Origin of the sequence: Maricaulis maris (assembly GCF_036322705.1) — a bacterium.
Classification (GTDB): domain Bacteria; phylum Pseudomonadota; class Alphaproteobacteria; order Caulobacterales; family Maricaulaceae; genus Maricaulis; species Maricaulis maris_B.
In genome coordinates this window covers 2,866,787-2,889,070 of record NZ_AP027270.1, presented here as the reverse complement: position 1 = coordinate 2,889,070, position 22,284 = coordinate 2,866,787, and the positions used below count along the sequence as shown (strand labels likewise).

Below are 22,284 nucleotides of genomic sequence, written 5' to 3'. Positions count from 1 at the left end.
GAGGGCCATGACAACGACCTCAAGGCGCGAGGCGCTCAAACTGTTCGCGGCCGCCGGCGGTGTCGCGGCCCTGACCCCGGCCGCGTTTGCTCGCGCGGCTGACCCGGTCTTTCTGGACTATGCTGCCGCCAGCGCCGATGACCCCTGGACCCTCATCGTCCGGGACGCGCCCTCGCAGGGCTTTGATGGCCAGGTCGAGCTGATCAATGGTCGCCTGCCTGACGGGTTTGCCGGAACGCTCTACCGCAACGGCCCGGGTCGATTCTCACGCCAGGACTGGCGCTACCGCCACTGGTTCGACGGTGATGGCTTCCTGCAGTCCTGGCAAATCGGTCAGGACGGGATCAACCACCGCGGTCGCTTCATCCAGACGGACAAGTGGCAGACGGAAGAGGCGGCCGGACGTTTTATCCTGCCCGCTCTTGGTTCGGTACCCCCCAATCCGGGCGGGCTCAGCGGTCCGGACGACATGAATGTCGCGAACACCTCGGTTCTGCTTCTTGGTGACGAATTGCTGGCACTCTGGGAGGGCGGTTCGGCCTGGTCCATTGACCCTGACACCCTCGACAGCCGCGGTGCACGACGCTGGGGCCAGGGCCTCGACGGCGTTCCCTTCTCCGCTCATCCAAAGCGCGAGCCGGGCAGCGGGATCATCTGGAACTTCGGTCAGGACGCGTCTTCGGAGCGGCTGGTCCTGTGGAAAATCGCGCCCGACGGCACACTGCTGAATGCCGGACTGGTCAATGATGTGCCGGGCGGCATGATCCATGATTTCGTGATCACCGAACGTTCCCTCGTCTTTCTTGTTGGCAGTTATCGTTTTCAGCAAATGCGCCTGCCCTTCATCGAGAGCTTCCAGTTTGATCCGGAAGCGCCGATGCGTGCGATTGCGGTCGACAAGGATGACTGGAGTGTTCGCCGCAGCTGGGATCTGCCGCCGGGATTCCTGTTCCACTTCGGCGGAGCCTGGGAAGAGACAGACGGGACGATAAGGCTTGATGCGGCCCTGTCCCAGGACGCGCGTTTCGCCATGGCCGGCGCCTATGACGTCATGCGGGGTCATGCGGAAACGGATACGGATGCACAAAGCCGCCACATGCAAGTGACCCTGTCACCAGGCGGGCGCAGTCGGATCGAAGCGCTCGGTGATGCCTATATCGAGTTCCCGCAGATCGATCCGCGCCAGACCGGATTGCGTCGCCGCGAGACGTGGCATGTGGCGTGGGACGCTGACCAGCCCCGTGGGGCAAACCGGATTGAGCGACGTAATCTGCATACGGGCGCCCGCGACGGGTTTGATCATGGTGCGCATGTCTATGTCGAGGAGCCGCTCTTCGTTCCGGCTGCCGAAGACGCCGCTGAAGGTGAGGGTTGGATCGTGCACACGGCGCTGAACGCCTTGGCGCAGCGCACCGAACTGCATCTGTTCAATGCCCAGCAACTGGCAGACGGACCGGTTGCCAGCTGGCGACTGCCCTATGCCTGCCCCTTCGGCTTCCATGGTTGCTGGCGGTCGGCTTGATGCCACCCCGAGTCGATAGGCGGTCGCGAGGAGGGCGGTTAGGCAATTGACGGCGTGGGACGAGTTTGCCACCTCTGGTGATACGTCACGGAGTCGTCCCATGCTTGCTTCCCGCCTGCGTCTCTCTGCCCTTTTCGTCGGCTTCATCGTTGTTCTCTTGCCGGGTCAGGCCTTCGGGCAGCGCGATGTCCTGCTCAATGTTTGCAACGATGCGGGCTTCAGTGTGGCGGTCGCCGCGGCTTACCGGACGTCGCCAACAGACGATCGCACCTTGCGGAGCTGGTTCATGATCGAGCCCGGGCGCTGCCTGGAGGGCGCCGTCAACAATGTCGTCGGCGGCGATCTGGATCTGCATGTCATGTCGGGCGAGTGGCGGTGGCCGGCGCGGGCCGCCGACACGGTCTATTGCACCCCGGCCGACTCGACCTTCGCCCTGGCGACGACGGAGCCCTGTCGGGAAAGTCGACAGCCGCGCGACTTTGTCCGCCTGCCGATCTCCTCGAGCCGTTATCGCGGCCTGGGACAGGTGGACTACCGGGTGCGATGTGAAGCCTTGTCCGGTGCCGATGCCTCAATGTGTGTCGGCGCGCCGCGTGATGAGCGCGGCATGGCGCAATTGGTTCGCACGCTGGAGGTTTGCTACACCGGCCGCGGCGAGGCGGACACCGTGGTGTTCGCGCCGCGGGCGGATGGCGCGTTTGATATTGTCGCCCGGCAGACCCTGTCCCGCGGCGATTGCGAGGACCTCTATCGCGGCTTCCCGCAGGGCAATCTCGTTCTGGTCGGAGCAGTCGGGCGAGGCAATGAGGACGTAGCTGTCGAATTCTGCCTGCCGGACGACGCCGACGGGCCGGTCAGCCCGATGAATGGCGGCTGTGAGGCCGGACAGCGGGTGGGGGCGGAAATGCATGCATTCCGTGCCAATGTCTCTCGCTTCACCGCTTATCTCCAGTAGCCGGTTCCTGATCGGTCTCCGTCTGGTCTCGCAGCGGAGTAGCGTGTGACGGCTATCATCAGTTCATGACCTGCCCGGTTTTTCGCGCGTCAGGTGCGCGGCGTTGCCCCCGCACGGGCGCTGCGGCATGGTCCTCGGCGGCGCTTTGCAAGGCTGGCGCCAGCAACGCCGGGGGGTGATATGGACACGAGCGAGACGCCGGCGCGAGCCGAGCGCTTTCTGCCCGACTGGATTGTCGGTGGCGTGATCCGTTTGTCGCTGGTACCGGGCTTGTGGTCCTGGGGTCGCGCGAATGCTGATGTCTGGCCCGGTGTCATGCCTGACACGATCGTCGCCGCATCCATCTGGAACATCCCGCTTGTGTCTGCCGCTCACACGGCTCAGATCGCGGTCTGGGGCGCCCAGCTTGTCGCCTTCCTCCTGATGGTCGGCTTTCTCACCCGTCTTGTCGGATTTGTGCTTCTGACGGCCTGCGCGATCTATGGTTTCTGGGTGCTGCCGGAGGCGTGGACCTCGGTCGTGCTTTTCGCCGCGATCAGCTTCTACCTGTTTGCGCGGGGCGGCGGTGCCCTGTCGATTGACGGCGCGATCGTCGCCACTTTGCGCTAGGTCATAAACTCATAAACGGGATTCCGTTTTTTGCCGAAGCCTGATTCAACCTCCTTGAGGAGGATTTGGATCATGGGCCGTCGTCGTTACGAACTGACCGATTTCGAGTGGTCGATCATCGAACCCTTGCTGCCGAACAAGCCACGCGGGGTGCCGCGCGTGGACGACCGCAAGGTGATCAACGGGATTTACTGGCGCCTGCGCACCGGCTCGCCCTGGGCGGAGATCCCCGAGCGCTACGGTCCGGCGACGACCTGCTACAACCGGTTCGTCCGATGGCGCAAGCTGGGTGTCTGGGATCGGATATTCGACGCGGTTACAGCCGCTTACGACGGCGACATCCAGATGATCGACAGCTCTTCGATCCGCGTTCACCAGCATGGGGCGAACGCAAAAAAGGGGGTCCGCACGCCGCCGCGAGAGACACCCCTGACACCCGATGCATGGGGCGCTCGCGAGGCGGGCTGACCACGAAAATCCATGCGCTTGTGGATGCCAACGGCCTACCCGTCGCCCTCAAGCTCACCCCCGGCCAGGCTCATGACGGACGCAGCGCCACCGACATGCTCGACGGCATCGGCGAAGGCCAGATCCTGCTGGCCGATCGGGCCTATGATTCCGACGCGTTGCGCGTCTCGCTCAAGGCCCGTGGCGCATGGGGATGCATCAAGCCGATGCCGAACCGCAAGAACATCCCCAGCTTCAGCGCCTTCCTTTACCGGCAGCGCAATCTCGTCGAGCGCTTCTTCAGCAAGATCAAACACTTCCGGGCCATCGCCACGCGCTTCGAAAAACACGCCGAGAACTATCTCGCCGCCGTCAAACTCGCCGCCATCCAAATCTGGCTTCGATTTTATGAGTCGGTGACCTAGACCGGCACAGCGGCTTACAGATTAGCAAGAAGTCCATGGGCAGACTGGACCGGATCGGGATCGCCCGGGATGGATGGTCTGCCATGTCGCCAGAGCTGCGCCAGAAACTGAAGAAGGCCCTCGCCGGACGCCAGTCCGTCGATATGGGTCAGTTTCAGTTCCTGAATCTCGAACGGGTGAGGGTCCGTGCCGGTGCTGACTGGCCGCGCTTGCGGGAAAAAGTCTATGAAACCTCGACCCAGTTCATCGAAAGCCGGCTCGCCCCCGACGATGTGATGATCCGCGTCCAGGGTGGATTCCTGATCATTTTCAGCATCGCCGATGTCGAGGCGTCGGAAGACATGATCCAGGCGATTTCCGGCGAGTTGAATGCGTTTTTTCTTGGCGAAGCCGGTCTGGAAGATGTCCGCGCCGAAGGCGAAGCGCGCGACGTGCCGACGACTGAACTGCTCGAGATCGTCGCCCGCTCGCAACCTCATGATGCCGAGGCGCTGCCGTCTGCTGCCGCGCGCACCGGTCTGACCGGCGACCGGTCGGCGACGCCGTCCTGGCGCGCCTCCCCGCGCGCGGAGCGGGATGATGACGGGCGGACGCGCTGGGTCGAAGCGCCCAAGCCCGAGGCGCGGGACCGTCCGGCGATTGTTTCCGCGGCGGAGGGGCCTCAAAGCGGGCCGCGTCCAAGCTGGGACGACATCGTCTTCAAGCCGTGCTGGGATAGTCGAAAGTCTGCGATCAGCCACAATATCTGCGTCGCCAGAAAAATCGTTCGAGGCTTTGCCTATTATGGCCGTGAGACCTTGTCCGGGACGCCCGACAGAGAGCAGCACCGGCAGCTGGATCGGGCTGTTGCTCTCGCGGCGCAGCGTGGTTTTCAGCGCATGCGAGCGGCGGGCCAGGTCTCGATGATCATTGTTCCCGTCCACTATGACAGCCTGTCCTCTGTTTCACGGCGGATGGAGTATTTCAGCATCCTCCAGCCCATCCCGGAACCCGCGCGTCGTTTCTTCCTGCTGCGCGTTGACGGTATTCCCGAGGGTGCGCCCGTGGCGCAGATGCAGGAAGTCTTTCGCTCGATGAAGCATTTTGGCGCCTATGTCCTGGCGCATAACCGGTTCGGCCTGACCGGGCTGGACCGGTTCGAGAGTTGTGGCATCGGCATTTTCAGCGCGGAAACGCCCAAGCGCCTCAATAGCGGCGATGTTGACGAAAAAGACCTGCTGACCTGCGTCGACTGGGTCAGCGCGGCGCGGGCGCTGAGCGCCGAGACCTATCTCACGCAGGTCGATAATACCGGCCTGATCGAGGCGGCCATATCGGCGGGTGTCCGATACTTCTCCGGACCGGCGATCGCCGAGGAAACCGAAAAGCCCGAACCGGTTCGCCGTCTCGCCTTGGCTGATATCCTGACCCCGCCGGTTGAAAGCGACGGCGTTGACGACACATTCGAGATCGACTGACAATTCCACCCTGCCAATGCGTTGCACCGCGTCGGCCCAGTGCTATAAGGCGAGTCCATTCCGGCCGTTTTGTCGCTTCCTTCCTCCCGCGAGGCCCCTTCATGAATATCCACGAACATCAGGCGAAAGCCGTCCTGAAATCCTTTGGCGCCCCGGTCGCCGAAGGTGTCGCCATTTTCTCTGCCGATGAAGCCGCTGCGGCAGCCGATCAGCTGCCCGGTCCGCTCTGGGTGGTGAAGTCGCAGATCCACGCTGGTGGTCGCGGCAAGGGCAAGTTCAAGGAACTTGGTCCCGACGCCAAGGGCGGCGTCCGTCTCGCCTTCTCGAAGGACGACGTGGTCAAGAACGCCAGGGAAATGCTGGGCAACACGCTGGTCACCCACCAGACCGGTCCGGCCGGCAAGCAGGTCAATCGCCTCTATATCGAGGATGGTGCCGACATCGCCACCGAGCTTTATTGCTCGCTCCTCGTGAACCGCGAAACTGGTCAGGTCGCCTTTGTGGTGTCGACCGAAGGCGGCATGGACATCGAGGAGGTTGCTCATGCAACTCCGGAGAAGATCCAGACCATCGATATCGACCCGTCGACGGGCGTCACCGACGCTTCTGCAGCGGCCGTCTGCGACGCGCTGAAGCTGGAAGGCCAGGCGCGCGACGACATGATGGGTCTGGCCAAGATCCTCTATACCGCCTTCTGCGAGAAGGACATGTCGATGCTGGAGATCAATCCGCTCATCGTCATGGAAAACGGCCATGTCCGCGTGCTGGACGCCAAGGTCTCCTTCGACGGCAATGCGCTCTTCCGTCACCCGGACATCATGGAACTCCGTGACACGACCGAGGAAGACGAGAAGGAAATCGAGGCCTCCAAGTATGACCTCGCCTATGTCGCCCTCGACGGCGATATCGGCTGCATGGTCAATGGTGCCGGCCTCGCCATGGCGACCATGGACATCATCAAGCTCTATGGTGCCGAGCCGGCCAACTTCCTCGATGTCGGTGGCGGCGCCACGACCGAGAAGGTCACTGCCGCCTTCAAGATCATCACCGCGGACCCGAACGTCAAAGGTATCCTGGTCAACATCTTCGGCGGCATCATGCGCTGCGATGTGATCGCCGAGGGCGTGGTCACCGCAGTCAAGGATGTCGGTCTCAAGGTGCCGCTGGTCGTGCGCCTGGAAGGCACGAATGTCGAGAAGGGCAAGTCGATCATCAATGAAAGCGGTCTCAATGTGATCGCCGCCGATGATCTCGACGACGCCGCCCAGAAAATTGTCGCCGCCGTGAAGGAGGCCAACTGATGTCGATCATCGTCAACAAGAACACCAAGGTCATCGTCCAGGGCCTGACCGGCAAGACGGGGACCTTCCACACCGAGCAGGCGCTGGAATATTACGGCACCCAGATGGTTGCCGGTGTGCACCCGAAAAAGGGCGGCGAGAGCTGGACCTCCAGCACCGATGCGGGCAAGCAGTTGCCGATCTTCGCCACCGTCGGCGAAGCCAAGGAAGCGACCGGCGCTGATGCCTCCGTGATCTATGTTCCGCCGGCGGGTGCCGGTGCAGCGATCATCGAGGCCATTGATGCCGAGATCCCCTTCATCGTCTGCATCACCGAAGGCATTCCGGTGATGGACATGGTCAAGGTCAAGGACCGTCTCGACAAGTCGAACTCGATGCTGCTGGGCCCGAACTGCCCGGGCATCCTGACCCCGGAAGAGTGCAAGATCGGCATCATGCCGGGCTCGATCTTCAAAAAGGGCTCCGTCGGCGTCGTCTCGCGTTCGGGCACGCTGACCTATGAAGCCGTCTTCCAGACCTCGCAGGTCGGCCTCGGCCAGACCACGGCCGTCGGCATCGGTGGTGACCCGGTCAAGGGCACGGAATTCATCGACGTGCTCGAGAAATTCCTCGCCGACGACGAAACCAAGTCGATCATCATGATCGGCGAGATCGGTGGATCTGCCGAGGAAGACGCCGCGCAATTCCTGGCCGATGAAGCCAAGAAAGGCCGCAAGAAGCCAACCGTCGGCTTCATCGCTGGCCGCACGGCGCCTCCGGGTCGTACGATGGGCCATGCCGGCGCCATCGTCTCCGGCGGCAAGGGCGGCGCGGAAGACAAGATCGCGGCCATGGAAGCGGCCGGCATCAAGGTCTCTCCCTCTCCGGCCCGTCTCGGCACCACTTTGGCCGAACTGCTCAAGGGCTAGTCCGAGCCCGAACACGACAACGGTACAAGCCGCGCTCCGGGTCTCCGGGGCGCGGTTTTGTCTGGCCGCTTGATCAAGGTGCCGACCGCGGGTGCGCAGACAGGTCTGCCACCGGAGCTGCAACTGTCACCCTCTTGTCAGCAGACCCGCGCCGAACCCTTTCGTGACGACCTGATTGGGCATAGATGGTTGATTAACCCACTCGGTTTAATCCCATCCAGACACCCTCCTGACTCAGGCCCTCCCCCCCATGTCTGACCATAACCGTTCCCAAGAAAACCAGAACTTCCTGGACACGTCTTTCCTCCAGGGCGCCAATGCCGTCTATCTTGAGCAGATGGCCGCCGCTTACGCCTCGGATCCCAATTCCGTGCCGCCGAGCTGGAAGGCTTTTTTCGCGGCCATGGGGGATGCCCCGTCGGAAAGCTCCCATGCGGCTCGCGGGCCGTCCTGGAAGCGGGCCGACTGGCCGCGCCGTGCCAATGGCGACATGGTCTCGGCGCTTGGTGATATCGGTCCGGACGAAGCGGCCATGGTCGACAAGGTCGCGGACCATGTCGCGGCGACCCGGCCCGGTGCCAGCGCCGACGATGTGCGCGCGGCGACCCAGGCCTCCATCCGCGCTATCATGATGATCCGCGCCTATCGCATGCGTGGGCACCTGGCAGCCGATCTGGATCCGCTGGGGCTGACGGACTTCGGCTACCAGGCCGAGCTCGATCCGGGCACCTACGGATTTACCGGCGCGGCGCTGGACGACGAGATTTTCATCGACGGCTATCTCGGTCTCGAGACCGCAACACCGCGGGTCATGCTCGATATCCTCAAGCGGACCTATTGCGGGCCGGTCGGTGTCGAGTTCATGCACATCTCGAACCCGGAAGAGAAAGCCTGGCTGCAGGAACGTTTCGAGGGCCCGGACAAGGACATCACCTTCACCAAGGAAGGCAAGATCGCAATCCTCTCGAAGCTGATCGAGACGGAACGCTTCGAGCAATTCCTGCACAAGCGCTATCCGGGCACCAAGCGTTTTGGCGTTGATGGCGGCGAGAGCATGGTTCCGGCGCTCGAGCAGATCATCAAGCGCGGCGGCTCGATGGGCGTCGAGGACATCATTGTCGGCATGCCGCACCGCGGTCGCCTCAATGTTCTCGCGGCAGTCATGGGCAAGCCATACCACCAGATTTTCCACGAATTCCAAGGCGGCAACACCCAGGGCGAGGACGAGTTCGGGTCCGGCGATGTGAAATATCACCTTGGGGCATCGTCCGATCGTGAATTCGACGGCAACAAGGTTCACCTGTCATTGACGGCGAACCCGTCCCACCTCGAGGCGGTCGACCCGGTCGTGCTCGGCAAGGCCCGCGCCAAGCAGGAAGAGAATTGCCGCAAGAAAGCCGGTACGCCGCGCTCGAGCGTCCTGCCGCTTCTGCTGCACGGCGATGCCGCCTTTGCCGGTCAGGGCATGGTTGCCGAGTGTCTCGGTCTGTCGGGTCTTCGCGGTCACCGGACGGGCGGGGCGATTCACTTCATCGTCAACAACCAGATCGGCTTCACCACCGACCCCAAGGACAGCCGCTCCAGCCCCTATCCGTCCGACGTGGCGCTGATGGTCCAGGCGCCGATTTTCCACGTCAATGGCGATGATCCCGAAGCCGTGGTCCACGCGACCCGGATCGCGACCGAATATCGCCAGCTGTTCGGCAAGGACGTGGTGATCGACATGATCTGCTACCGGCGCTACGGCCACAATGAAGGCGACGACCCGACTTTCACCCAGCCGATCATGTACCGCATCATCAAGGACATGCCGCCGGTCAAGAAGAAGTATGAAGATCGCTTGCTGGCCGAAGGCGTTCTCAGCGCTGCGGAAGCCGAGGCGATCGAGAACGAGTTCGACAGCTTCCTGGAAAGCGAGTTCAACGCCGGTAAGGAATTCGAACCCAAGAAAGCCGATTGGCTGGACGGGCGCTGGTCGGGTCTCGGTCTGCCGGAAGGCGATGACCGTCGCGGCGAGACATCGGCGACGATGGAAAGCCTCAAGGCGGTCGGAATGGCCATGACCGAGGTGCCTGAAGGGGTCAATATCCACCGCACGCTCAGCCGGGTGATCGGCGCGCGCCGCGACGCGATCGAGAGCGGCGCCGGTATTGATTGGGCGACAGCGGAACACCTCGCCTTCGGGACTTTGTTGACCGAGGGTTTCCCGGTTCGCCTGTCCGGTCAGGACTGCGGGCGCGGAACTTTCTCGCAGCGTCACTCGCACATCATCGACCAGGAAACGGCTGAGCGTTACACGCCGCTCAACAATCTGTCCGACGACCAGAAGAAGTATGAGGTCATCGACTCCATGCTGTCGGAAGAGGCGGTGCTCGGCTTTGAGTATGGCTATTCGCTTTCGGCTCCGAACACCCTCGTCATGTGGGAAGCGCAGTTCGGCGATTTCGTGAACGGCGCCCAGGTCATCATCGACCAGTTCATCTCCTCGGGTGAACGCAAATGGCTCCGCATGTCGGGCCTGACGATGCTGCTGCCACATGGCTATGAGGGGCAGGGCCCTGAACACTCCTCGGCGCGCCCGGAGCGTTTCCTGCAGATGTGTGCGGAAGACAATATGCAGGTCGCGAACTGCTCGACGCCGGCCAATTATTTCCACATCCTGCGTCGCCAGATTCACCGCAATTTCCGCACGCCGCTCATCATCATGACGCCGAAGAGTCTTCTGCGTCACAAGCGCTGCGTCTCGCAGCTGGCCGCGATGGGTCCTGGATCCTCGTTCCACCGGGTGCTCTGGGATGATGCCGACGAGGCCGCGCGTCCCGAGGGCGAGGTCCGCCAGACCACGCTCAATCTCAAGGCGGATGGCGACATCCGCCGCGTCGTGCTTTGCACCGGCAAGGTCTATTACGATCTGCTCGAGGAACGCGAGAAGCGCGGCACGGATGATGTTTACCTGATGCGCGTCGAACAGCTCTATCCCTTCCCCTACAAGGCCTTGATTGCGGAGCTTGCGCGCTTCCCCAACGCCGAAGTGGTTTGGTGCCAGGAAGAGCCGCGCAATATGGGCTACTGGACGTTCGTCGAGCCCAATATCGAGTACGTGCTCGGCAAGGTTGGTGGCACGGCTCAGCGTCCGCGTTATGTGGGGCGCGCGCCGACCGCCTCAACGGCGACCGGTATCGCCTCCAAGCACAAGCAGCAACAGGAAGCCCTGGTCGATGAAGCCCTGTCCTAGGGCCGGCCGGATTCTTTGAAGGAAAGACGAGAGACATGACCGATATCACCGTGCCGCAGCTCGGCGAGAGCGTCACCGAAGCCACCGTTGGCAGCTGGATGGTCAAGACCGGCGATGCCGTCTCCCGGGATGATGTCCTGGTCGAGCTGGAAACCGACAAGGTTGCCGTCGAAGTTCGCGCCGAGGCCGATGGCGTGATGGGCGAGATCTTCGCCGCCGAAGGCGAGAACGTCGAAATCGGCGCCAAGCTGGCAGTGATCGAGGCCGCTGGCGCTGCTGCCCCGGCGGCTGACGACACGTCGACGGACGATGAGGCCCCTGCCAAGGAAGCGGCCCCGGCTGAAAGCGCGCCTGCCGAGGATGAAGCAAAGCCGGAGACCGGTTCAGGTTCCAGCGTTGATGCGACTGTTCCCCAGATGGGTGAGAGCGTGACCGAGGGCACGATCGGCTCGTGGCTGGTCAAGGCCGGTGACACGGTCGAGATCGATCAGGCCCTGGTCGAGATCGAAACCGACAAGGTCGCCGTTGAAGTGCCGTCGCCGGTTGCCGGTGTGGTATCGGAGCTGCTGGTCGGAGAGGGTGACACGGTTGCCCCTGGCGATGCCGTGGCCCGGATCAGCGAAGGCGGCTCGGCGCCGGCTGCCAAGCCGGCCGCATCAAGCAGCGCGTCGAGTGACGAGACCAAGGTCATGCCCTCGGCGGCCCGGGTCATCGAGGAAAACAAGCTGGATGCCAGTGCCATTGACGGTTCTGGCCGGGATGGACGGATCACCAAGGGTGATGCCCTGAAGGCTGCCGACGCCCCGAAAGCGGCACAGGCACCGGCCGCGCCCAAGGCGACCCCGGCGCCAGCTCCCGCCCCGGCTGCGGCGCCGACCCCTTCGGCTCCGCGAGAAACCGGTCCGCGTGAAGAGCGCGTCCGGATGACACGCTTGCGTCAGACCATCGCCAAACGTCTCAAGGATGCCCAGAACTCGGCCGCCATCCTGACGACCTATAACGAAGCCGACATGTCGGCCATCATGGCCGCGCGCAAGGCGCACCAGGAGGCCTTCGTCGCCAAGCACGGCGTCAAGCTGGGCTTCATGAGCTTCTTCGTGAAGGCTTGTTGCCATGCGCTGAAGGAAGTGCCCGCCGTCAATGCCGAGATCGATGGCACGGATATCATCTACAAGAATTACTACGATATGGGCGTCGCAGTCGGCACGGACCGGGGACTTGTGGTCCCGGTTGTGCGTGATGCCGACCAGATGTCGCTCGCCGAGATCGAAAAAGAGATCATCCGGCTGGGCAAGCGGGCCCGCGACGGCAAGCTGACGATTGACGAGATGCAGGGCGCGACCTTCACCATTTCGAATGGTGGCGTGTACGGCTCCTTGATGTCGATGCCGATCCTGAATGCCCCGCAATCGGGTATTCTCGGTATGCACAAGATCCAGGAGCGGCCGATGGCCGAGAATGGCCAGGTCGTCATCAAACCGATGATGTATCTCGCCCTGTCCTATGATCACCGGATCGTCGACGGCAAGGAAGCGGTGACCTACCTGGTGCGCGTCAAGGAAAACCTCGAGGACCCGCAGCGCATGCTGTTCGACCTCTAGGCGGTGCCCGCATGTCCGTAGCGGCACAAATCGCGATCATTCTTTCCGCTCTTCGTGGCTTGTATGGTTTGCGCTCTGTGTTGGCTGGCTTGCTCGATCGTTTCGGGTTTGAGGGACAGCTGGGCTACAGTCCGGTGGTGACCCGGGAGCTGGCCGCGACCGGATGGGAACTGGCAAGCGCGTCGGCGATTATCCAGCTGGGTTACTTCGTGATTGCCTGGGCGATCTGGCGCAGGGCGCCGTGGCTGATCTGGCTGGGAGCGGCTGTCTACCTCGCAGACCAGGCGGTGTGGATCGGGTTCAGCCTGCGTCCGGAAGATTTTGCGCTCCATCAGCAATCGCGGCTGAGTGGTGGTTTCGACCCGGACGTCATTGACTGGATCATGTTCACCGCGGAGACTCTGATCGTGGCTGCGGTGATCGCGCTCGGTTTGCGCTATCGCCCGCGCCGGACTTGATTGGTTCCGAGTTTGACCGTTTGCGCGGGCTGGCTCATGTTGCCTTTGGCAAGGAATGCGCACGGGGGCGGTAATGTGAGCGGCCGGACTGGCCTGACGATAACCCGCTGGGTTCTGGTTTTCCTGATTGGCGCCTGGGCGCTGAACCAGCTGCGTTCGGCTTTTCAGGTTCTGGTGGTAATGCTCGGCGACCCTGCTGCGGCGGAGATTGATCCGACTTTCATCGTGATCGTCAACAATATGAGCGCGTTTGCGGTTGCCCTTACGCTCGCCAACGCCGTCTGTTACACGCTGACCGTGGCACTTCTCGTCCTGCGGGCCTCGCTGGCACTGCCGGTCTACGCCGCCGCCTTGTTTTTTGATCTGGTTGGGTGGGTTATCTACTCTTCTGATTCTATTTATGATTTCTGGGCGGCGAGCAATCATGAAATCGCAGATTGGGTGGCGAACGGCCTGCTGCTCGTCTGTCTGATCGGCGTGATCGTCTTGCGTCAGTCCGGAGCGCTTCCCAAAAGCTTCCGAAAGGCCCGCTGAGCAGCTGCGCCTGCAGGCAATTTACCCCTTACCTTATGCCGAAGGCGGAGGCATACAGGGCGAAATGGTCGCCCACGCGGCAAACACAATGAGGCAAGCATGTCGGAAACCTATGATCTCGTCATTATTGGTGGTGGTCCCGGTGGCTATAACTGCGCAATCCGTGCGGGCCAGCTGGGCTTGAAAACTGCCTGTGTGGAAATGCGCGGAACCTTGGGCGGGACCTGTCTGAATGTCGGCTGCATTCCGTCGAAGGCGCTGCTGCATGCGTCCGAGATGTTCGAAGCGGCAAACACCGAATTTGCCGCTCTGGGCATCAAGACCGGTTCGCTCGAGCTCGATCTCGATACCATGATCGGTCAGAAGGACGAGGCGGTCGATGGCCTGACCAAGGGCATCGAGTTTCTCTTCAAGAAGAACGGTGTCGACTATATCCGGGGCAAGGGCCGCATCGCCGGGTCCGGCAAGGTGGAGGTCGAGGCCGAGAGCGGTGAAACATCGACGCTCGAGACCCGCAATATCGTCATCGCCACGGGCTCCGAAGTGACGCCCCTGCCCGGTGTCGAGATTGACGAGAAGCGGGTTGTGTCGTCGACAGGAGCCCTGTCGCTGGACAAGGTTCCAGGAAAGCTTGTCCTGATTGGCGCCGGCGTGATTGGTCTCGAGCTCGGCTCGGTCTGGCGCCGTCTTGGATCAGAGGTTACGGTCGTCGAGTATCTGGATCGCATCCTGCCGGGCATGGACAGCGAGTTGGCGAAGACCGCGCAGCGGATATTCGCCAAGCAGGGCATGGATTTCAAGCTGGGTACCAAGGTGACCGGCGTTGATACATCCGGTGACACGCTGGCGGTGACGCTGGAGCCCGCTGAAGGCGGTGAGGCCACGACGATCGAGGCCGATACGGTCCTGGTCTGCATTGGGCGGCGCCCGTTCACGGAGGGCCTTGGTCTGGAGACCGTCGGCATCGAGACCGACAAGCGCGGCTTCATTGCCAATGATCATTTCCGGACCTCCGCTGAGAATGTGTGGGTCGTGGGCGATTGCACGCATGGACCGATGCTGGCCCACAAGGCTGAGGACGAGGGCGTTGCCTGCGCCGAGCGGATTGCCGGCAAGGCTGGGCATGTGAATTACGGCGTTATCCCGGGTGTCGTCTACACAGCGCCCGAGATCGCCAGCGTCGGCAAGACCGAAGACGAGCTCAAGTCCGAAGGCCGCAAGTACAAGAAGGGCAAATTTCCCTTCCAGGCCAATTCCCGCGCCCGGACCAATCATGCCACGGATGGGTTCGTGAAAATCCTTGCAGACGCGGAGACGGACGAGATTCTCGGCGCCCACATGATCGGCGCCAATGTTGGTGAGATGATCAGCGAACTCTGCCTGGCCATGGAATTCCGTGCCTCGTCCGAAGATGTGGCCAGAACCTGTCATCCGCATCCGACGCTGACCGAGGCGATCCGCCAGGCGGCGATGGGCGTTGAAGGCTGGACCATGCAATCCTGACCGGCTCTGTGGTCGCCGCGCAGCGTGTCATATCTCTGTCGCCTTGCCGGGCGAACTTCATGATACTGACACCGTGTGTTCAATTGAGTCGGGGCAGGGTACGGACCGCCGGGTCAGGGACTGGCCCCGTGAAAATGTCCACAATCGGGTTCGTTGAATTTAGGGTCATGGATAAACGCTGATGCCGAAGCCGATAGAAATTGCTTCTCCACGCTTGCGGTTGGTCGCGCTCAATGCCGAGCTGGCAAGTCTGCAGCTTGATGACCGGCTTGCGTTTTTCCGGGCACTTGGCGTCGACCCTGAGCCGTCCTGGCCGCCCGAATTGATGGACCAGGCAGCCATGGAGTGGACGCGCGACCAGCTCGCCGCCACGCCGGAGGCGACCGGGTGGTATGGCTGGATCTATATCTCCCCGGTCATGAACCGCTTGCTGGGAACCGGCGGGTTCAAGGGGGCGCCGGATGCGCAGGGTGCGGTCGAGATCGGTTACTCGATGTTGCTCTCCTATCGCGAACAGGGACTTGCGACCGAGGGCGTTGTCGCCCTGCTGGACTGGGCCTACACGCATGATGAGGTCAAATCGGTTATCGCCCATACCCGGGACGACCGCGACGCCTCGCACCGGGTGCTCGAAAAGGCCGGTTTCGTGCAAGGCGCCACCCGTCATGATGCCGATCAGGGTTTCGATGTCGTCGAATGGCACCATGCCCCGGATCGTCGCGCGGCCTGAGGTCAGTCGGATCAGTCCAGCAGTGTTTTGAGTTGGTCGAGATAAGCGATCCAGGCGGCGCGACCCGCTTCGGTCAGCGCGGCCCTCGTTTGCGGCTTGCGAGCGACGAAGGACTTTTCAATCGCGACATAGCCGGCGTCCTCCAGCTTGCGCAAATGGACCGACAGATTGCCATCCGACGCCGATGTTCGGGTCTTGAGTTCACCAAAACTGGCATCCTTGACGGCCGAGAGAAAGGCCATGATGGCCAGCCTCAGCTTGCCGTGGATCACGTCGTCGAGGGCGTTGGCGTCAAAGCTGTCAGCCATTCAGCCTGCCTCCGTCGCCGGCTCCTGGCGCAGCAGGACCACGCCCGGGATGATCGCCAGCAAGCCGACAGCCGCCGCTGCGAACAGATAGAGCCCGGGTGTTCCGACCAATGTCAGGCCGATCCCGCTCGCCAGCCATGACAGGATCGCCATGGCATGCATCCAGCGGGCGCCACCAAGTTGCGCGGTGACGCTGAAGGACAGGCCGTAGGCTCCGAAGGCAACCAGCGGTATGGTGTCAAACAGGATGGCGTCGCCACGGCCCAGGGCCATGGCGAGCACAGCGCCAAGCGCGTAGGCTGTGACGGTCCAGGTCACGCTGCGCCAGGCAGCGGCCTCGGCCCTGTTGTTCACGGCCCCGCTACCCGGCTTGCCGTGCAGGCTTTTCGCAAGCAGGCCTGATCCGATCAGGCCGATGATCCCGTAGGCCATCCAGACGAAACCGACGAAGGATCCCGGAATGCCGGCCAAACCGCTGATGATTGCCCAATGGCCCACCAGCGCCGGCGTTGCGAGCCCGCCCCACCACAGAAAGTGGCGGCCACTCAGTGAGGGGGCATGTTGTCCGCTGGTGGCAACATCGCGCAGGAAGGCGAGATCGGATTGGTTGTTCATGGCTATCTCCCAAGTACTTTAATTTATAAAGTACACAAACCCGCGTCGGATGCAAGTGGATTGGCCAAAGCAAAGTCCCGCCAAGGTGCGAGGTGTGGCGGGCCTCCGGAGGCAGGGTCGGACCCGTTCGCTCAGCGTCGGCGCGCGCGCGGATGGGCACCGTCATAGATCGCCATCAGGCGTTGGCTCTCGACATCGGCATAAATCTGCGTGGTCGACAGGCTGGCATGGCCCAGCAATTCCTGGATTGCGCGCAAGTCTCCGCCGTGAGCCAGAAGGTGGGTTGCGAATGCATGCCGCAGGGCGTGTGGGGTGGCCGTCTCGGCCAGACCCAGGCGCCCTCGCAGCGTCTGCATCAATGACTGCACGCTGCGCGCGCCCAGCGCCCCGCCGCGAATGCCGCGAAACAGGGCCGCCTCCGGCGCGATCGGGACCGGACATAGCGCCACATAGCGCTCGACGGCTTCGCGCACGGCAGGAAGCACGGGGACAATCCGCATCTTGTTGCCCTTGCCCGCGATGCGGAGCGTGTCACCCAGTGGCGCGTCCCGGCCGGCGAGGGCGAGCGCTTCGGAAATCCGCAGACCACAGCCATAAAGCAGCAGCAGTACCGCGCTATCGCGCGCCGCGATCCAGTCCGGCTCTCCGCGGGCGCCGGTCTCTGCCAGCAATTGGCGGGCAGCTCCCTCGCTCACCGGCTTCGGAGCGGCGCGTCCGAGTTTCGGGCTTTCCACCAGGGACAGGGCCGGATTGTCGAGCCCCCATCGCCGTTTGCCATAGGCAAAGAAGGTGCGGATCGCCGACAGCGCCCGGGCCAGCGAGCGTGGTGACAGCCCGTCGCGCCTCCGGGCCGCCATGAAGGCCCGGAAGTCTCGTGGAGAGAGGGCTGCTAGATCAGACAGGTCGGGGGCCGCCCCGAGATGGTCGAGCAGGAAATCGCCGAACCCGCCCAGGTCCCGCTGATAGGCATCCAGGGTTCGCGGCGACAAGCGCCGTTCCCCGCTCAGATGACTGAGGAAGGTGTTCAGCGCGACAGCCCAGGGCGTGGTCAGGTCTGATGCAGCCATTGAACCACCATGCGTTCGATGGCGCGGGCCAGGAAATTGAGCAATTCCGTGCCCTGGCCCGACTCGAAGAGGTGCGCGTCGCGTGCGGCCAGCGCCATCAGCCCGTCATGGCCATTGAAGTCCAGCCGCACAATGGCCTGGGAACTCACCCGCGCGCCTTGCTGACCGTACAGCGCATGGGCATTGGCGGGGTCGATCGGCCCCAGCATTTCCACATGATCGCCAAGCACGGTTCCGACAAAGCCCTCCGCTGCGCCGAGAATCGACTCGGCATTCTGGAGCGGAGCGTGACCCTCTATCAGGACACGGCACACATCCACCCCGAGCGCGCCGGTCAATCGGGTGGACATTTTCTTGTCGAGGCCACTGAGCGAATCCACTTCCAGCAGGGCCAGAACGGCCATGTGGGTTTGTGACTGGGTTGCGAGGTTGGCGCGGGCGGTCTCGACAATCGAGGCATTGAGGGATCTAAGCTGACGAAGCTCATCGCGGAGCTTGTCGCGTGCGGCTGCGCCCAGATCGATAGCGCCATCGCTGCGCGGGGTTTCAACGATCAGGGAAAACAACTCAGCGTCCTCCCGAACGAAGTCCGGGTTGGCAATCAGAAAGCTGCGAACGCTGTCCGGATCCATCATTGCCGTTTGGCTATTGGTCTCGTCATTGGACATGCTGATTGTCTCCCTCGCCATGAGGCCCCACTCTTGGCGTATTCGGTTTACGATATGCAAACTGTCGGGACAGGGAGTCGCGAGGCTCGCTATATCGACAGCGTCCATCATACACCACGAAGCCGGGAGGCGTGCCACGTGACAGAAGCGAGTGAGTATCGCGTCTCCATCCTGTTCCCGCTCCCCTTGCCAGAGCCGTTTGACTATCTGGTCCCCGCCGAAATGGTGCTTCAGCCCGGAGATCATGTTCGCGCTCCGCTAGGCAAACGATCCGCCCGCGGCGTTGTCTGGGCGGTCAAGGCTGGTCCCGGTGAGCGAAAGCTGAAGCCGGTTGAAGGCCCGGCCGGCGGGCCGCCCTTGCCCGCCGGCATTCGCCGTTTTGTCGATTGGCTGGCCCGCTATCTGGTGCAATCCCCCGGTATTGTCCTGCGCTCTGTTCTGCGCTCAACCGACGCCTTGAAACCATCTCCGACGGAGACCGTCTATCTGCGTGGCACGGGTGAACCGGACCGCATGACCGATGCCCGCCAGCGTGTCATCGATGCGGTCATGGCCCTGCGAGAAGCCAGCGCAGCGGATCTCGCTCGCGAAGCCGGTGTAACGGCTTCAGTGGTGAAGGGCCTGGTAAGGTCCGGGGCCTTGACTGAGCAGGTCCGACAGGTGGATGCGCCGTTCGACGATCCGGATCCGGACGGTGAGGGGCTGACCCTGACGGTCATGCAGGCAGAAGCAGCCGGTGTGCTGCGACGGCTGGCTCGTGCAGGCGGTTTTCAGGCCGCCCTGCTGGATGGCGTGACCGGTTCCGGCAAGACCGAGGTCTATTTCGAGGCGATCGCGGAAATCCTGCGCCTCGAACCGGATGCCCAGATCCTGATCATGCTGCCCGAGATCGCCCTGACCGAGGCGGTCCTGTCACGCTTCGAGGCGCGTTTTGGCGCCGAGCCGGCGCTCTGGCATTCGGGCGCCGGCCCGAAGGCGCGGCGGCGGACCTGGCGTGAAGTGGCGGAAGGTCGGGCGCGCATCGTGGTCGGCGCCCGGTCCTCGCTGTTTCTACCCTTCCCCAATCTGCGCATGATCGTGGTCGATGAGGAGCATGACCCGACTTACAAACAGGATGAAGGGCTGCCTTATCAGGGCCGTGACCTGGCAGTCGTCCGGGCCAAGATCGAGGGCGCCATGGTCATCCTGGCCTCGGCGACGCCGTCACTTGAAAGCCTCGCCAATGCCCAGGCGGGCCGCTACGTCCATGTCCGGCTTGCGGCTCGTCCCGGTGCCGCCATTCTGCCTGAAATCGACACGATCGACCTGCGCGAACACCCGGCGGAGAAGGGTCGCTGGATGTCGCCGCCGCTGATCGAGGCGGTCCGGGAGACTCTGGAGCGTGGCGAGCAGTCGCTGCTCTATCTGAACCGTCGGGGCTATGCGCCCCTGGTGCTGTGCCGGACCTGTGGCCATCGCATGGTCTCGCCCGACACCCAGTCCTATCTGGTCGAGCACCGTTATACAGGGCGTCTGGTCTGCCACGTGACCGGGTTTTCCATGCCCAAACCAAAGCATTGCCCGGGCTGCAACGCCGAAGACAGCCTGACTTCGATCGGGCCGGGTGTCGAACGGGTTGCCGAGGAGGCCAAGCTGACCTTCCCGGAGGCGCGGGTCGAGATCTACTCGTCTGACAGCCGCGCCGGGGCCGAAATTGTTTCGGCCATGGAGCGCGGCGAGATCGATATCCTGGTCGGCACCCAGATCGCCGCCAAGGGCCATAACTTTCCCGGGCTCACACTGGTTGGTGTGATTGATGCCGATCTGGGCCTGGCCGGCGGCGATCCACGCGCCGGGGAGCGAACCTTCCAAACCCTTGTCCAAGTGGCGGGGCGGGCGGGCCGGGCGGAACGGCCGGGGCGGGCGCTGTTGCAGACACATCAGCCCGAACACGACGCAATCCAGGCCCTGATCGCCGGCGATCGCGATGCTTTCCTCGACATGGAGTTCATGGTCCGCGAGTCGCTGGGCCTGCCGCCGTTCGGTCGGCTCGCCGCAATCGGCTTCATGTCCATGAATCTCGAGACGCTGGACCGCGTGGCCAATGACTATGCCGCCAAGGCCCCCAATTCGGAAGGGATCGAGATCTGGGGGCCTGCCGAGCCTCCGCGTGCCATGATCCGGGGCTGGCATCGCCGCCGCATTCTCGTCCGTGCCGACAAGGAAATCGATATTTCCGCCTATCTGCGTGCCTGGTCGAACCGAGTGAAGACGCCGCCCTCGGTGCGGGTGTCAATCGACGTGGAACCCTATAGTTTCATCTGATCGCTGACCGGGACCCCAGCCGTCATGTTTGAATTCCTGACATCGCCAGCCGTGTGGATGTCGCTTCTGACACTCACTTTCCTCGAGATTGTCCTTGGCGTCGACAATGTGGTTTTCGTATCCGTGGCATCACAGAAGCTGGCCCGGGATCAGCAGGAGCGGGGCCGCAATCTCGGTATCTGGTCCGGCGCGCTGATGAGGGTGGTCCTGCTGTTTGGCCTGGTCTGGCTGACCGGACTGACCCACGCGACCCTGTTCACGCTCCCCGAGTTCCTGCACGGCCTGGCTGATGCCGAGCATCCGGACATGTTGATCGACGTGACGCTCGAGGACCTCATCCTGCTGCTGGGCGGCCTTTTCCTGCTCTGGAAGGGCACGACGGAGATCCATGACACGATTGAGGGGCACGCCCATGAGGCCGGCAGCGGCAAGGTCTCCGGTTTCGTCGCGGTGATCGTCCAGATGTCGGTGATCAACGTTGTCTTCTCGCTCGATTCTGTCCTCACCGCGGTTGGCATGACGCGTGATCTGGGAGGGGCCGACGGCGAGACCGTGCGGCTTTTCGTCATGGTATCAGCGGTTCTGGTCTCGACCGTCATCATGGTGATTTCGGCCAAGCGAGTGGCCGGCTTTCTGGAGCGCCATGCGACCGCCAAGATGCTGGCACTCAGTTTCATCCTCCTGGTGGGGGTCGCGCTGATCGCCGATGGTCTGGGTTTTCATATTCCGCGGGGCTATCTCTACTTTGCGATTGCCTTCTCGCTGTTGGTGGAAGTGCTCAACATCATGGCCCGAAAGGGCCGTAAAACGGCGGATTGACGAAGCCCGCCACGAAAATGCATGCCTGATCAGAGGCGCTATCCGGTTTTGCGGTCCGTGGAGAAACGCTCCGCACGCTGAATCGCCCGGTGTGAGTGGCTTGCTGCCCGCTCCCCCCTGTGCTATCGCAGCGCCGAACCTGAGGGGCTTGCGGTGCAACACGGTAGGCCTCGTTTTTTATGTCGTTGAACATCAAGCGCTTATGTCGGTCCCGACAATCTGATGAGTGCTGATCCAGCAAGAGAGTGACGTCACGGTGAAGACCGGCGAAGACGCCATGACAGCCAACGCCGCGGGACGCTATGCGACCGCGTTGTTCGAGCTGGCGAAATCCGAGGGTGCTGCGGCGGCTGTGGAGGCTGATCTCGCAGCCCTGCGCGCAATGCTCAACGAGTCAGATGAGCTGGCCGGGGTTCTTGCCTCGCCGTTGCATTCTGCCGACGCCAAGACCGGCATTCTGGCCGCTCTGGCGAAGAAGGCCGAGTTCAACCCGCTGACCGGTAATGCGTTGGGCGTCGTCGCCCATAATGGTCGTGCCGGTGAGCTCGACGATGTGGCGCGCGTTTATGTCGCGCTGGCCGCCGCCGACCGGGGCGTCATCACCGCAGACGTGCAAACGGCCGCTGCGCTGACCAAGAAACAGACCGAGGCCCTCGCGGCTTCGCTGAAGGGTGCCTTCGGGCGCGAAATCGAGGTCCGTACGGAAGTGCGGCCTGAATTGATGGGCGGACTGATCGTGAAGGTCGGTTCCCGCATGTTCGACTCCTCCCTCCGCACCAAGCTGGATGGGATGAAGACCGCGATGAAAGAGGCCTAGG

The 22,284-nt window shown here is 62.9% G+C and carries 20 protein-coding genes; 16 read left to right on the top strand and 4 right to left on the bottom strand.

Annotated features, from left to right (window positions below; translation table 11 throughout):
• The first annotated feature begins 7 nt into the window (after positions 1-7).
• The 13 genes from AAA969_RS13730 (at position 8) to AAA969_RS13670 (ending at position 15,685) form a co-directional block, all read left to right on the top strand.
• Entirely contained in the window at positions 8-1,522 is a 1,515-nt protein-coding gene (locus AAA969_RS13730; protein ID WP_338246671.1) for a carotenoid oxygenase family protein, read from the top strand.
• 100 nt (positions 1,523-1,622) lie between these two features.
• Positions 1,623-2,477, top strand: coding sequence for a DUF1036 domain-containing protein (locus AAA969_RS13725; RefSeq protein WP_338246669.1), 855 nt, complete (start codon positions 1,623-1,625; stop codon positions 2,475-2,477).
• Positions 2,478-2,657: 180 nt separating this feature from the next.
• Complete coding sequence (locus tag AAA969_RS13720) at positions 2,658-3,086, top strand: TQO small subunit DoxD (protein WP_338246667.1); 429 nt, start codon at positions 2,658-2,660, stop codon at positions 3,084-3,086.
• A 72-nt stretch (positions 3,087-3,158) separates the two neighbouring features.
• Positions 3,159-3,958 (top strand): IS5 family transposase gene (locus tag AAA969_RS13715; protein WP_425325058.1). Its coding sequence is split into 2 segments (ribosomal slippage): positions 3,159-3,485 and positions 3,488-3,958, totalling 798 coding nucleotides; the frame shifts between segments, so codons are not numbered across the junction.
• A 35-nt stretch (positions 3,959-3,993) separates the two neighbouring features.
• Positions 3,994-5,415 (top strand): hypothetical protein, encoded by a 1,422-nt coding sequence (locus AAA969_RS13710; protein WP_338246665.1) that lies wholly within the window; start codon positions 3,994-3,996, stop codon positions 5,413-5,415.
• 101 nt (positions 5,416-5,516) lie between these two features.
• Complete coding sequence (gene sucC / locus AAA969_RS13705; protein ID WP_338246663.1) at positions 5,517-6,716, top strand: ADP-forming succinate--CoA ligase subunit beta; 1,200 nt, start codon at positions 5,517-5,519, stop codon at positions 6,714-6,716.
• Positions 6,716-7,624, top strand: a complete 909-nt coding sequence (gene sucD / locus AAA969_RS13700) for a succinate--CoA ligase subunit alpha (RefSeq protein WP_338246661.1) — start codon at positions 6,716-6,718, stop codon at positions 7,622-7,624. The genes sucC and sucD overlap by 1 nt, the downstream gene beginning before the upstream one ends.
• A 250-nt stretch (positions 7,625-7,874) precedes the next feature.
• The gene (locus AAA969_RS13695) at positions 7,875-10,859 is read left to right on the top strand and encodes a 2-oxoglutarate dehydrogenase E1 component (protein ID WP_338246659.1); all 2,985 of its coding nucleotides are present in this window, start codon (positions 7,875-7,877) and stop codon (positions 10,857-10,859) included.
• A gap of 35 nt (positions 10,860-10,894) precedes the next feature.
• Entirely contained in the window at positions 10,895-12,460 is a 1,566-nt protein-coding gene (gene odhB / locus AAA969_RS13690) for a 2-oxoglutarate dehydrogenase complex dihydrolipoyllysine-residue succinyltransferase (protein ID WP_338246657.1), read from the top strand.
• An 89-nt stretch (positions 12,461-12,549) separates the two neighbouring features.
• Positions 12,550-12,918 (top strand): hypothetical protein, encoded by a 369-nt coding sequence (locus AAA969_RS13685; protein ID WP_338246655.1) that lies wholly within the window; start codon positions 12,550-12,552, stop codon positions 12,916-12,918.
• Positions 12,919-12,993: 75 nt separating this feature from the next.
• Positions 12,994-13,452 carry a hypothetical protein gene (locus AAA969_RS13680; protein WP_338246653.1) on the top strand — a complete coding sequence of 153 codons (459 nt, stop codon included), beginning with the start codon at positions 12,994-12,996 and terminating at the stop codon, positions 13,450-13,452.
• Positions 13,453-13,551: 99 nt separating this feature from the next.
• Positions 13,552-14,955, top strand: a complete 1,404-nt coding sequence (gene lpdA / locus AAA969_RS13675) for a dihydrolipoyl dehydrogenase (RefSeq protein ID WP_338246651.1) — start codon at positions 13,552-13,554, stop codon at positions 14,953-14,955.
• A 181-nt stretch (positions 14,956-15,136) separates the two neighbouring features.
• Positions 15,137-15,685 (top strand): GNAT family N-acetyltransferase, encoded by a 549-nt coding sequence (locus tag AAA969_RS13670; protein ID WP_338246649.1) that lies wholly within the window; start codon positions 15,137-15,139, stop codon positions 15,683-15,685.
• Positions 15,686-15,696: 11 nt separating this feature from the next.
• Here AAA969_RS13670 and AAA969_RS13665 read toward each other — a convergent pair whose 3' ends face one another.
• The 4 genes from AAA969_RS13665 to AAA969_RS13650 form a co-directional block, all read right to left on the bottom strand.
• Entirely contained in the window at positions 15,697-15,993 is a 297-nt protein-coding gene (locus AAA969_RS13665) for a winged helix-turn-helix domain-containing protein (protein ID WP_338246647.1), read from the bottom strand.
• On the bottom strand, positions 15,994-16,608 hold the full coding sequence (locus tag AAA969_RS13660) for a hypothetical protein (RefSeq protein WP_338246645.1): 615 nt from the start codon (positions 16,606-16,608) through the stop codon (positions 15,994-15,996).
• A 131-nt stretch (positions 16,609-16,739) separates the two neighbouring features.
• On the bottom strand, positions 16,740-17,675 hold the full coding sequence (locus tag AAA969_RS13655) for a tyrosine recombinase XerC (protein WP_338246643.1): 936 nt from the start codon (positions 17,673-17,675) through the stop codon (positions 16,740-16,742).
• Positions 17,657-18,343 (bottom strand): DUF484 family protein, encoded by a 687-nt coding sequence (locus AAA969_RS13650; RefSeq protein ID WP_338246641.1) that lies wholly within the window; start codon positions 18,341-18,343, stop codon positions 17,657-17,659. Before AAA969_RS13650 ends, AAA969_RS13655 begins: the two co-directional genes overlap by 19 nt.
• Positions 18,344-18,481: 138 nt before the next feature.
• Here AAA969_RS13650 and AAA969_RS13645 point away from each other — a divergent pair, with 138 nt between their 5' ends.
• The 3 genes from AAA969_RS13645 (at position 18,482) to AAA969_RS13635 (ending at position 22,283) form a co-directional block, all read left to right on the top strand.
• Positions 18,482-20,647 (top strand): primosomal protein N', encoded by a 2,166-nt coding sequence (locus AAA969_RS13645; RefSeq protein ID WP_338246639.1) that lies wholly within the window; start codon positions 18,482-18,484, stop codon positions 20,645-20,647.
• Between the two features lie 24 nt (positions 20,648-20,671).
• Positions 20,672-21,466, top strand: a complete 795-nt coding sequence (locus tag AAA969_RS13640) for a TerC family protein (RefSeq protein WP_338246637.1) — start codon at positions 20,672-20,674, stop codon at positions 21,464-21,466.
• Between the two features lie 277 nt (positions 21,467-21,743).
• On the top strand, positions 21,744-22,283 hold the full coding sequence (locus AAA969_RS13635) for a F0F1 ATP synthase subunit delta (protein WP_338246634.1): 540 nt from the start codon (positions 21,744-21,746) through the stop codon (positions 22,281-22,283).
• Position 22,284: the final 1 nt, after the last annotated feature.